General features: G+C 64.4%; 13 protein-coding genes. 7 read left to right on the forward strand and 6 right to left on the reverse strand.

Annotated elements, in window-relative coordinates:
• Positions 1 to 927 precede the first annotated feature (927 nt).
• Entirely contained in the window at positions 928 to 1,161 is a 234-nt protein-coding gene (locus IC66_RS0113465) for a hypothetical protein (protein WP_038947981.1), read from the reverse strand.
• Between the two features lie 176 nt (positions 1,162 to 1,337).
• Complete coding sequence (locus IC66_RS0113470) at positions 1,338 to 1,580, reverse strand: hypothetical protein (protein ID WP_038947982.1); 243 nt, start codon at positions 1,578 to 1,580, stop codon at positions 1,338 to 1,340.
• A gap of 314 nt (positions 1,581 to 1,894) precedes the next feature.
• Between IC66_RS0113470 and IC66_RS0113475 the strand changes: the two genes are divergently transcribed.
• From IC66_RS0113475 to IC66_RS0113490, 3 genes are all read left to right on the forward strand, one after another.
• Entirely contained in the window at positions 1,895 to 2,176 is a 282-nt protein-coding gene (locus IC66_RS0113475; RefSeq protein WP_038947983.1) for a hypothetical protein, read from the forward strand.
• Positions 2,177 to 2,301: 125 nt separating this feature from the next.
• Positions 2,302 to 3,297, forward strand: coding sequence for a Bug family tripartite tricarboxylate transporter substrate binding protein (locus IC66_RS0113480; protein WP_038947984.1), 996 nt, complete (start codon positions 2,302 to 2,304; stop codon positions 3,295 to 3,297).
• 327 nt (positions 3,298 to 3,624) lie between these two features.
• The gene (locus IC66_RS0113490) at positions 3,625 to 4,080 is read left to right on the forward strand and encodes a potassium channel family protein (RefSeq protein WP_038947985.1); all 456 of its coding nucleotides are present in this window, start codon (positions 3,625 to 3,627) and stop codon (positions 4,078 to 4,080) included.
• 58 nt (positions 4,081 to 4,138) lie between these two features.
• Here the strand turns inward: IC66_RS0113490 and IC66_RS0113495 are convergent, their stop codons facing one another.
• Positions 4,139 to 4,822, reverse strand: coding sequence for a helix-turn-helix domain-containing protein (locus IC66_RS0113495; RefSeq protein ID WP_038947987.1), 684 nt, complete (start codon positions 4,820 to 4,822; stop codon positions 4,139 to 4,141).
• 310 nt (positions 4,823 to 5,132) lie between these two features.
• Between IC66_RS0113495 and IC66_RS0113500 the strand changes: the two genes are divergently transcribed.
• Together IC66_RS0113500 and IC66_RS0113505 are read left to right on the forward strand one after the other, a co-directional pair.
• Entirely contained in the window at positions 5,133 to 5,756 is a 624-nt protein-coding gene (locus IC66_RS0113500) for a response regulator transcription factor (protein WP_028142522.1), read from the forward strand.
• A gap of 196 nt (positions 5,757 to 5,952) precedes the next feature.
• On the forward strand, positions 5,953 to 6,321 hold the full coding sequence (locus IC66_RS0113505) for a response regulator transcription factor (RefSeq protein WP_028142523.1): 369 nt from the start codon (positions 5,953 to 5,955) through the stop codon (positions 6,319 to 6,321).
• A gap of 15 nt (positions 6,322 to 6,336) precedes the next feature.
• On the opposite strand, the gene IC66_RS0113510 is transcribed toward IC66_RS0113505, so the two are convergent.
• The 3 genes from IC66_RS0113510 to IC66_RS0113520 are packed head-to-tail and all read right to left on the reverse strand — an operon-like array spanning position 6,337 to position 9,533.
• Complete coding sequence (locus IC66_RS0113510) at positions 6,337 to 6,921, reverse strand: invasion associated locus B family protein (protein ID WP_038947988.1); 585 nt, start codon at positions 6,919 to 6,921, stop codon at positions 6,337 to 6,339.
• 23 nt (positions 6,922 to 6,944) lie between these two features.
• Positions 6,945 to 7,835, reverse strand: coding sequence for an alpha/beta hydrolase family protein (locus IC66_RS0113515; RefSeq protein ID WP_390887032.1), 891 nt, complete (start codon positions 7,833 to 7,835; stop codon positions 6,945 to 6,947).
• A 9-nt stretch (positions 7,836 to 7,844) separates the two neighbouring features.
• Positions 7,845 to 9,533, reverse strand: coding sequence for an aspartate:alanine exchanger family transporter (locus IC66_RS0113520; protein WP_038947990.1), 1,689 nt, complete (start codon positions 9,531 to 9,533; stop codon positions 7,845 to 7,847).
• Between the two features lie 136 nt (positions 9,534 to 9,669).
• Between IC66_RS0113520 and IC66_RS0113525 the strand changes: the two genes are divergently transcribed.
• Entirely contained in the window at positions 9,670 to 10,350 is a 681-nt protein-coding gene (locus IC66_RS0113525) for a YoaK family protein (protein WP_028142527.1), read from the forward strand.
• Positions 10,347 to 11,990 (forward strand): SulP family inorganic anion transporter (locus IC66_RS0113530; protein WP_038947991.1); only part of this gene is annotated, 1,644 nt, incomplete at its 3' end. The genes IC66_RS0113525 and IC66_RS0113530, both read left to right, overlap by 4 nt.

Consider the following 11,990-nt stretch of genomic DNA (forward strand, 5'->3'; position numbering starts at 1 on the left):
TTGTCCTGCAGCTGGGCTGTTGTCCCAGCGACGCCCAGGTGGCAACGACCGGGAGCACGGCAATGAGTCTTCCAACCGTGCCGGGGGCTGTCGTCATCTCGCCGCTCAACAGCCCTGGCCCGTTTTCCGCAACGACCGAGCCCGGCGCACCCGATACGACGCTGGCGCCGGTTCCGCTCGCCTCTAATCCGACGACGCCGGGTACGGTTGTTGTCTGCGCGCCGCCGTCGAATTCTCCGGCATTGGCGCCGGCGATACCGGTCGTGTCGAGCACGGGCCTGCCGATGCCGGGCAGTGTGGCTCCAGTACTTCCGGTCATGGGGCAGATCAGCAGCTCCACGGGGACAATTCCTGCGGCTGCGCCCGCGGGAGCGGGAACGACAGTCACCTGCAGTTCAACGCCTGGAGGGCAGACGACGAGTGCTGCGTCTCTGCCGCTCTTGATCCCGCAAGTGCCGGCCAATCCGGTGCCTGGGACGATCCTGGAGGACACCAGCGGGGCCGGCGGCACTGGCATTGATCCAAATGCCGTCGTGCCTAGTCCGAACAGCTCCGCCTGCATGGAAGGGGTTTCGATGAACCTGGCGTCGCCTGCGACAATGTTACCGGCCAATGCGTCGGGTGCCGCGCCAACGCCGGGAGTGTCGCCGATCCCGCCGCCGGGATGCTGACGAAAGCCGTGCCGCGTCGAACTGCTGGGTCGCGGCAGTCTTCTTCCTTGAGGCCGGCACTTCGCTGGGCGGCGGCAGCGACGTGGCGAACGATTCAATATGTGTCGATCCCGGAAGGAAGAATGGCAGCATCAGGGAAAGTTGCCATTCTTCCTTCCATCCGTGAGGCAGACAAGCCTCCTGACCGCGTGACGATCCCTTCAGCTCAGCGCCGGCAGTTGCCTTGTGCCGAGGGGGCGTCGTCCAGCGCGCGCAATCAGTAGCCGGATGTCGGCTCGCAGGGCGGACGGCGCCATGGCGCGGATGCGTAGGCGCCGACGTCCGGAGCCCTCACGCAGCCGCGCTTGGCAGTGACCGGAATACGTTGCGTCGAGGCGTAGGCGTCGACATTCGTCCGCCGCGCGTTCGTATTGCCTTCGCGAGCCATCGCGGGGGAGGCAACCATGGCTGCGGCGATCAAGCCGGCGGAAAAGAGTTTCAGTGTAGTCATTGCAGGTCTCCTTGACCAAGCGACGCCGGGAACGCCTCGGCTCGCCGGCCAGACATGTGGATGCGAACGACGATCATTTTCGTCTTTGCATGAAGTCATGGTCACGCATGGATTCCGGGGATTTCAGCAAAGGACTGTCGCTTCCGATCGGTCGCGCCCGAGACATCGTTCTTGTCTCATTGGCGCCAGTGGTGGTCGTGAACGTGAACCGCGCCGAACACGGGGGCCGCGCCGCCGGGACGTTCGAGCCCCATGCGTCCCGCCGGAGTCAACGCGCCGCCATTCAGCACGTCGCGATCGGGAAACATCGAGGCAAAGGCAGCGGGCTCCTGGTCGGCGAAGGACCAGGCCGCGGACGCTGACGATGCCGTCGCTGTTGAAATCAGTGTCGCGGCAATCAGGATCTTGAATGCACTCATAGCGCTTCTCCGTTTCTTGGTGTGCGCGGAGAGTCGCTTGGCGATGATCGCTGCTCGGCTGGTGGCGTTTCCGGAAGTGTCTTCTATACCAAGCTATATAGGCAGCGCGGTCAGCAAAGCTCGCTGGACATGCATCACTCTTGCGAGACGATGATCGAATGTCAGCGATGGCCGCGCCGTCGATGATTGCTAGTGCGCCGTCGAAACGGAGTTCTGTCACCGATGTCATAATTGATCGCGCGATCGTGCATGGTCAGTTTGCGCGCGGCGTCCAGTTCTAGATGACAAGTCATGCAACATGTGGAGTGTGGACCATGAGACAGCTTTCGTTTCTCTGCATCGTCGCCTGCCTTGCTCTCTCAGGCGCGGCGTCCGCGCGTGGCGGCATTGGTTCGCACATGTCCATGACGAGCGGCGGGGCGCTCGGCTCGAGTGCCGCCGTGCCGGGGACGAACTCGCTCGGCACGGCGCTGCCATCGTCCGAGAGCGGTCATCGCGCGACGAAGGGGCCGTTGCTCGGCACGGACCCGACAATCGACAAGGACGACGCCCAACTCGAGAAGATGCTCGAAGGATCGATCTGCCGCGGCTGCTGAGGACGCGAATAGCGATGGTGCGGCGCTTTGTCGCCTGCACAGTGCAGGGCAGCGATCTCCCCGAGCGGATTTTCAAGGACCTTCATTCGTGTAAGATGACCGCGACGGTCCTGAATACGCAGAAGATGTCCCTCCTTTCACGCCGAGAACTGCTCGATACGGCGACGCGTATCATGGCGCTGGCCGCATGGCCCGGCTGTGCAGCCGCCGACGACTATCCCTCCCGTCCCATCAGGCTGATCATTCCCTATACGGCTGGTGCCGCCGGTGATCAGATCGGCCGTCCCTGGGCCGACAGGATCACCTCGCTGCTGGGGCCGATCTATGTCGAGAATATCGGCGGCGCCGGCGGTGCGATCGGCTCCGCCGCGGTGGCGCAGAGCGCACCCGACGGCTATTCGCTTCTGCTCGGCAATGGCAGCACCCAGGTGATGATTCCGTTGTCCTCCGCGCAGCCTGCCTACGACACGGTTCGCGATTTCCGCGCCGTCTATCGCCTGATCACCAGCACGCTGGCATTCGCGGTTCATCCTTCCTTGCCTGTGAAGGACCTGCGAGAGCTGGCAGCTTTTGCGAAAGCCAATCCGGGCAGGCTGTCCTATGGCACTCCGGGGGTGGGCACCGGCAATCATCTCATCGGAGAGATGTTCAGGCAGCAATCCGGTGTTGCAGCGGACCTTGTCCACGTTCCTTATCGAGGCATGGGCCCCGCCACCAACGACCTCGTCAGTGGCCAGATCTCGTCGGTCATTGCCGTGGTCTCGAGCCAGATCCTGCAATTGCACCATGCGGGCAAGCTGCGGCTGATCGCCGTGACGAGCGATCGGCGGCTGAGCGGCGCGCCGGACATTCCGACGGTGATCGAATCCGGCATGCCGGGCCTCAGATATGCCGGCTGGTTCGGCTTGTTCGCTCCAAGAGCGACCCCGGATGTGATCGTGGAGCGGATCGCTGCTGCGACCCGTACTGCGATGGCAGATCCACGGTTGCAGGAAAACTATCGTTCGCAAGGTCTGGAGCCGGACGTCGATTCAGGTCCCGACCAGTTTCAGCACCTGGTCGCGGACGAGCTGGCCCGACTGGCTCCCATCATTAAGTTGATCGGGCTCAAGCGCGACTGAGATCACGCCGGGGCGCCTCGCAGCCAAAGGGTCGTAGCTCTCGGCCTCCGGGAATTTCGCCGATTTAAGCAACGCGTCCGTCCTGTCGCAACTCTCGCCGGCCGGATCGGCACTGGCGATCTCCCGGCCGTAGGAGCAGCATTGACTTAAGTCAACCGCTGCCATGGCCGATTGGCGCGAGTGTGGCATGCTCGCTAACGTCAATTTCCAGGCCTTCGCCGTAGCCGGCGAGGGGAAGACGCGACGGCGCGTCGACGGGCGGACCTTTGGCATCGGTTGGCGGGGACGTAAGACGTCCTGGGGCAAATTGAGGGCGGGTGGGTTGCCATGATGCTACAGTTCCTCGCCGGCACGCTGGTCAGCATGATCAATATCGGACTCCACGCTCTCGTAACGGTCGTCGCCGTCGGGATCGCGCGCAGCGCGGGTTTGCGTCACTCCAAGCGACCGAAATTGCACCTGATGGGCGTCATGATCGCGACCGCCGTGGTGTTGAAGGTCGCGCACATGCTGGAAATCCTGATGTGGGCTGCGACCTACGGCATCGTCCAGGCTGCCGCCGCCGACACTGACCTGCTCTACTTTGCTTTCGTCAACTACACCACGCTCGGTTATGGCGACATCACGCCGGTGCGCGAATGGCGGCTGATCGGCCCGTTCACCGCCATGAATGGCGTACTGTTGTTCGGCTGGTCCGCCGCCATTCTTTTCGAGGTGTTGCGCAAGACGCTCGAGCATCTCGGACTGACTGAAGCGCCTGGCCCAGTTTCACGCCGGCCATGAAGGGCGCGGCGAGCGGCGCCCCGGATCGTCCGGCAACCGCGACCGACGTTTCGCCAGTTCAAGGATGCAGATCGAGGCTGGCGAGCTGATTCCGGTCGAGCAACACGATCTGCCGTTGGGTGTTGCCGATGAACCCGAGGATGCCGAGCTCGTGCAGGCGCGACAGAGCGCGCGAGACGGTCTCCAGCGTCAGGCCGAGATAGTCGGCAATATCGCGTCGCGACATCGGGAGCGCGATGACGCCTGCCGCCGTCAGCCGCTTGTCCATCTCGAGCAGGAACGCCGCGACCCGCTCCAGCGAGGTCTTGCGGCCGAGCAACAGCATGTGGTCTTCCGCATGCTGGAGATTGTTCGTGGTCATGCTGAGCAGGTTTCTGGCCACCATGGCATCGCTCTCGGCCACTGTTTCAAGACTTTGTCGCTTGATCAGGCGCACCGTGGTGTCGACGACCGCTTCCGTCGTAAATCGATGCTCCCCGCCGTTCTCGAGCCCAAAGATGTCGCCGATGAGGTGGAATGCGCCGATCTGCCGGCGACCATCCGACAACAGCTTGTAGCTTCGCACCGCGCCCGCCTTGACCTGATAGACATATTTGGCGGGCTCTTTCTCGCCGTAAATCTCGGTGCCTTTTCTGTACGAAAATTCGCTTAAACTGACGAGCGCATTTGAATCGCTGGTCATGCCGAGGTCACGGAGGGAATTGGGACGCAGTGCGGAATCGGTTGTGATGCGAACAAACATGGGCCAGGTCCTCAGCTCATCGCCGAATTTGGTCCGTCCGACGAAGGATTTTCGCTACTGGGAATGCGCCGCGCTGTTCCGCTCCCGCCGGGTTGATTTACGCCCAAGGCGGTATTTCAATCCATTGTCCCTAGGTTCATTGTACCAAGGGACAACCCCCCGGCGCTTGGTGCGCGGAATGAGAAAGCGCTGTCGCTGCGGGGATTTGGCCCATTGCAAGCAGATATTTCGGTTCTCAAACTGTTGAAGACGACTTTGTCGAGCGAGAGGACGTCAATGGTCCTCGCTGGAACTGGCCGAGAGGTTGAAGGTGTCGGGTCTCGTTCACGTGGTTGATGACGACGAGTCCTTTCGGACCGCGATCGCACGGCGTCTGAAGCTCGCCGGCTATGAGGTCGCGACCTATGCGTCGGCACTGGAGTTGGAGGAGTCTGCGCTGGATCCCGAGCAGGCCGGATGCATTCTGCTCGACGTGCGCATACCTGGATTGAGCGGCCCCGATTTGCAGGCGCGATTGATCGCGTCCGGCTCGACGCTGCCGATCATCTTCCTGACCGGGCATGCAGACACGCCGACCACCGTGCGGGCGATCAAGGCGGGTGCGGAAGACTTCCTGACCAAGCCGATATCCTCCGAGCAGTTGATCGATGCGATCGAGCGCGCTCTGGCAGGTCAGCGGACGGCGCGCGTCCAGCGCAGCAAGCTGGAGACGTTTCGTACCCATCTGGCCACGCTGACGCATCGCGAGCGACAGGTGTTCAATCTCATCGTGCGCGGCCGGATCAACAAGCAGATTGCGCATGAACTCGGGACGACCGAACGCACCGTGAAAGCACACCGCCATCAGGTCATGGAGAAGATGCAGGTACATTCGCTTGCGGAACTCGTTTCGATCGCGGAACGGCTCGGAATGCTCGGTACGAACGAGGATTAGCTGCTTCTTCACCGCAAGCCCGGTTCCCACGGTGTGATTGCCCCAAAGGACAGTATCAAGGCGTGTTGACAGTGCACGGCGAGGCGTGCGCAATGATGCACGGGCGCCGGGTCGGCAACGCAGTGCAGGCGGATGCAGTATCCCACCGCCGTTACAGCGCTCTCAGTTCGTTCATCTCCTGGAAAGGCAGATCGCCTTGCCGCTATGCCGGTCCGTTTTTGTCGTCGATGACGATCCGTCCATGCGGGCCAGCCTGAACAGGTTGCTGCGCGGCCACGGTTTCGACGCCGCGCTATTCGAGTCCGCGGGGGCCTTGCTCCAACACGACAAATTCCACACCGCGATCTGCATCGTCCTCGACATCGATCTTGGTGGAAAATCCGGCATCGACGTGCGGCGAAGCTTGACCGAGCAGGGCGTCACCGCGCCGGTGATCTACATCACCGGCAACGACAGCCCGGCGAACCGCGCTGCGGCGCTTGGGTCCGGCTGCCTCGCCTATCTGACCAAGCCCTTCACGGCGGAGTCGCTGATCGGATCCATTGAGCGCGCCGGCATCTCCTGAGATCAACTCGCCCCGTCATTCGTCGATATCCTGCTCCAGCGTCCTGGCTGGCGTCCCTTTGCGGACGGTGGCGAACTGCGCCAGGGGAATTGAAGTCGTCATGGCGAGAAGGTTCGAATCGACCAGTTCAAGCGTCAGGGTCTTGCCGGACTCCATCTCCCTGATGATCTTCGGCGCCGCCACATCGGCAGCGATGCACAGATTGGTGAGACACCAGGTATAGGGCAGGCGGAAGGGCGCGCCCTGGTCGACGCTCAACCTGGGCGACTGTTGCAGGTACATGCCGACAGGCACGAACAGTTGCAGCCGGGCCGCGGCGGCGTCTTCGCGTTCGATCAGATCGACGCGCACCGCCGTCTGTCCGGTCGCGAACTGGCCGGTGATCGAGGTCCGGCACAGTGTGGGCGCGCCGCCTGCCTTGAAGCAGAGCTTCTGCCAACCGCCGTAGCTGATGTCCTTTGCTTCACGCTGACCACGTGTGGCGATTTCGGCCGGCCTCTCGGCTTGGGCACCCTTCGGTGCGGCATGGCCGGGCGCCGTCGTGGCGGCGGCGATGGCGATAAGCAGGAGACTGGCAAGGCCGTCACGGGCATTGGGCATCATTGGGCCTCCGGATCTGGCATCTATTTCAGCGCGTCGAGGAACGTCGTTACCAGTGGCGACCAGAGCGGGATGGCATCCCTCGAGCCGATGAAGAAATGGCCCTCATTGCCGTACGGCGGCATCAGGTGATACTCGGCCCGGCCGCCGGCGGCGGTGAAGGCCGTATGCATGCGCTTCGACAGGTCCGGCCCGAAGAAGGTGTCGTTCTCGATATAGATCCACAGCATCGGCACACGCGATGTGCGGCCGAAATCCGCGGTGGCCTCAACCAGTCTGTCGGGGGCGCAGTTGTTGTTCGGCTTGCCGCCGACGCGTCCACCACGGCCCGCAGCGAAGGTGATGATGGCCTTCACCTGCGGCGGGTTCATGCTCGACAAGGCGATCGAGGCCCAGCCACCGGCGGACTGCCCGATCACGATCACGTCCTTGGGGATGATGCGCTTCTCGGCGGCCAGATAGTCGATGATATCGAGGTCGACCTTGGCGACCGCGAGCCCGGCGTCGTGGAAATTGGGATTGCTGCACTTGCCGATCTTGGAGAAGAACGGTCCGTAGACCGCGCGCTCGGGAATGTCGATGGCGGCTGCGCCATAGCCGGAGCCGACCGGCGCCACCACGAGGTAGCCGCGCCTTGCGAACCATTGGGCGGCGTCGCGGAATTCGACCAGCGGAAAGAAGCTGCGGTCGGTCGGGTTGAGCGAGACGCCGTGGTTCATGATCACGAGCGGGAAGGGGCCGTCGCCGACGGGACGCACCAGATAGGCGAACATCGGAAGCGCTAGTGGCAGCGCCCAGATCTCTTCCTGGATGCGGAGGTCATCCTCCGCGCGCGCGGCCGCGGCGAAGGCGGCCCACGCGAACAAGATGGCCGCGAAACATCCCAGCACCGATCTGGCCGGTCGCCGCATCATGGGTCTCCGTCATCCGCTGTAGGTTGCCGCGACGATGATCGGCCCGAGCACCGTGAGCACCACGTTTCCGACCGCATATGGCACGGCGACGCCAAGGACCGGCGTCTGGCTCTCGGCCACCTCGCACGCGCCGGTCACCGCGGCATCCACGGTCATGGCGCCGGCCAGTGCGCCGCAGGTCACGACCGGGTTCATGCGCAGCACATAGAAGGCAAACAGCGTCGCGACGATCAGCGGCACGAGCGTGATGACGAGACCCATGCCGACCAGAAGCAGCCCGTGGGCCTGGATCGCGGCCCAGGCCGCGGCGCCGTTGCCGAGCCCGATCGCCGCGATGAAGCCGCCGAGTCCGAGATCGCTCAGGGTCTGTTGCGCCGCCGGCGGCAATGCGCCCATGGTCGGCTTGCGCGACCGTAGCCAGCCGCAGACGAGGCCCGCGATCAGCGCGCCGCCGCCACCGCCGAGCGTGAGCGCGACGCCGCCGATCCTGAAGCTGACGAGCCCCGCGAGCAGGCCGGCCGCAATGCCGGCGGCAAGAAAGGCAATGTCGGCGCGATCACCCGACCGCAGGATCTGGCCGATGGCCTTTGCCGCACGTTCGATATTGCGCGTGCTGCCGACCAGCGTCATGACATCGCCGACATAGATCCGTGTGTCCGCGCTCAAGGGAACCTCGCGGCCCATGCGGGTGAGGGCGCGTAGAAAGACGCCCCGGGCGTCGGTGCCGACACGCGTTGCGATCTCCTGGATCGAGCGGCCGTGGAGATGGCGATTGTCCACGAGCACCTCCAGCACGTTGCCCGGGACGGCCTTCAAGATTTCGTCGGCGTCGATCTCGGTGCCGATGATCGGCTTGGCGGCGACGATGACCGCAGTGCGGCCGGCGATGACGATGTCGTCGCCGGCCTCGAGCTCGGTCTCCAAATGTGGCTCGATGTCCGAGCCTTGGCGGACGATGCGCTCGACCACCGTGCGGCTTCCGATTTCCTCCTCGATCGACTTGACCGTGCGCCCGGCGCCCGCGGTCACGCGATAGGCGCGGGCCTGGAACTTGCGATACGAGAGGTTTTCGGTTTTGGGCGGTTCGCCGCCGGCAAGCTCCGCCTCGAGCTTCTTTGCCTCGGCCTTCAGGTCGATCCGCATCAATTTCGGCGCGACGAAGGGGACGAACAGCAGCGTCAGGATATAGCCGAGCACATAGGTCACGGCGTAGCCCGCCGCGATGTTCGCCTCCTGCTGGCTCAGCACATCCTTGGACAGGCCGAGCTGGGCCAGTGCGCCCGAGGCGGTGCCGATGACCGACGATTGCGTCAAGGCTCCGGCCGCAATCCCCGAAGCGGTGCCGGGATCGAGCCGGAAGCCGTGGGCAAACAACAGGACGACGACCAGACCGGTGCCGCCCAGCACCAGCGCCATGGCGACCTGCGCGAGCGTGCGGACGCTCAAGGAGGCGAAGAACTCGGGCCCGGACCGGTAGCCGATCGTGAACACGAACAGGCTGAACAGGATCACGCGGAGCAGCGGCGGAAACGCAAAACTGCCGAGCTGTCCGAGCAGCACGGAAACGATCAGGATGCAGGCCGTGGTCCCGACGGCGAAGCCGCGGATCCGGACTCGGCCCAGGATCGTGCCGATGGCGACGGCCAGCAGCAGAAAGATTTCGGGAGCGGTGGAGATGATCCACCTGACGGTATCCATGTCGCATCTCCCCATGCGCTTTGCCGTGATCTCAGTCGGGAAATCGCGGGCATTGCTTGATCCAGATCAAGCCCTGCGAGCGGCAAGGCCCCGCCTATCGGACGATGCGGAATTCGCGACAGTCGGCATCGTCAACATGAGCGCTCTCGACCTCGCAGCCGGCGCGATCCGCCGCGACGAAACGGTGGAGATCGTTCTGCTGCTCGCGTTCGCGGGCGGCTATATCGACGCCTATACCTGGATCATCCACGGCGTGATGGCGAATGCCCAGACGGCCAACCTGATCTTCCTCTGGGTTTATGCGACGGCCGGCGACTGGACGAAGGCGCTTCACTTCGTGCCGCCGCTTCTCGCCTTTGCGGCCGGTATCGTGATTGCCGCATGGCTGCGCCGCGTAGCGGGCGGGCGGGCCAGCGCAATCAGCACCCTGCTCGAGATATTGCTGCTGATCGCGATCAGCATCCTGCACAACAGGCTGCCGGATCTGGCTGGAACGCTCGGCATCTCGTTCGTCGCCGCGATGCAGACCGCGATCTTCACCAGGGTCGAAGGCGTCGTTTGCAGCACGGTGATGGTCACGGGCAACATGCGCCAGGCGATCGAGACGGTCTTCGAGGCCGCCGCCGGAGGCGCGCCGCTCGGCACGCTGCGCCGCTCGGGCATCTTCTTCGCCTTGTGTGCGGTGTTCGGCTTGGGCGCCGCGGTGGGCGCCTTCGCCACCAAGGCTATTCCGGACCTCGCGCTCGGCATTCCCGTGGTCGCGCTGTTGGTCGTCTTGCTGCGCTGCGAAGCCTCGCATCAGAGGGCCGTCCAATGAGCGCGCCGTCCGAACCTGGATGGATACGGTTGTTCCCGCCGGCCGGCTGGCTTGGCGCCTACCGGCGAGAGTGGTTTTCCTCCGACGCCGTCGCCGGCGTCACGCTGGCTGCTTACGCCATCCCGGTTTCGCTCGCCTATGCCGCGCTGGCCGGCCTGCCGCCTCAGATCGGCGTTTACGGCTATATGCTCGGCGGCATCGGCTATGCGTTGCTCGGCTCGTCCCGGCAGCTTGCGATCGGGCCGACCTCGGCGATCTCCCTGATGATCGCGGGCACCGTCGGCGCGCTGGCCGGAGGCGATGCGATCCGCTATGCGCAGATCGCAAGCCTTGCGGCCTTTGCAGTGGCGGTGCTGTGCTTCATCGCGTGGTTGTTCAAGCTGAGCGTGCTGGTCCGCCTCGTCAGCGACAGCATCCTGGTCGGCTTCAAGGCCGGCGCCGGGCTCACCATCATCATGAGCCAGCTGCCGAGCCTGCTCGGCGTTGCCGGCGGCGGCCACAATTTCTTCGACCGCGCCATCAAGCTCGCCGGCCAGCTCGGAGCCGTCAACCTGCTCGTGCTCGCCGTCGGCGCGGTCGCGCTGCTGCTCCTCCTGTTCGGCGAACGGCTGCTGCCGGGCAAACCGGTCGGCATCACCATCGTCGCGCTCGCGATCGGGACGGCGACGCTGCTCGGCCTGCCGGCGTACGGCGTGCCCGTCACCGGGAAGATACCGGAAGGTCTGCCGGCCCTCGGCATTCCGACGATCGGCCTGCTGGACTTCGACGACCTCTTCCCGCTCGCCGCAGGGTGTATCCTGCTGGCCTATATCGAGGGCGTTTCGGCCGCCCGCAGCTTCGCCGCCAAGCACGGCTATCCCCTCGATGTCCGGCAGGAGTTCCTGGGGCTGGGGGCAGCGAACCTCGTCGTTGCCTTCGGCCATGGCTATCCGGTTGCCGGCGGGCTGTCGCAATCGGCCGTCAATGACAGCGCCGGCGCACGGACGCCGCTCGCTTTGGTGATCTGCTCGGTGACGCTCGGGCTGTGCCTTCTGTTCTTCACGGGACTCTTGACCAACCTGCCCAAGGCCGTGCTTGCAGCCATCGTCTTTGCCGCCGTCTACAAGCTCGTCGACGTCCGCGCGCTGGTGCGGATGTGGCAGGTCAGCCGGATCGATTTCTACGCCGCAACGATTGCGCTGGTCTCCGTGCTATTGCTCGGAATCCTGCAAGGCGTGCTGCTGGCGTCGATCGCTTCGATCTTTTTGCTGCTGGCCCGGGCCTCGCGGCCAAACGTCGCGTTCCTCGGCCGCTTGCCCGGCAGCGGCCGTTATTCGGACAGTTCAAGGCACGCAGACGTCGAGCCGCTGATCGGCGTCATCGCGTTCCGGCCCGAAGCCTCGCTGCTCTACATCAACGCCGAGACGATCCTCGATACCGTCCTGATCGCGCTTCGGCGCGCGCCCGGGATCCGGCTGGTGGTCTGCGACCTCTCGGCTTCGCCCTATATCGATCTCGCCGGCGCGGGCATGCTGCACGACCTCTACGACGAGCTCGCCGCGCGAAAGGTCATTTTCTCCATCGTCGGCGCACACGCGCAGCTCCGCGACCTCTTGCGGGCGGAAGGGCTGGCGGAGAGGACGGATAGCAGCCAGTGGCTG

Source organism: Bradyrhizobium genomosp. III (assembly GCF_000261705.1).
GTDB lineage: Bacteria > Pseudomonadota > Alphaproteobacteria > Rhizobiales > Xanthobacteraceae > Bradyrhizobium > Bradyrhizobium ottawaense.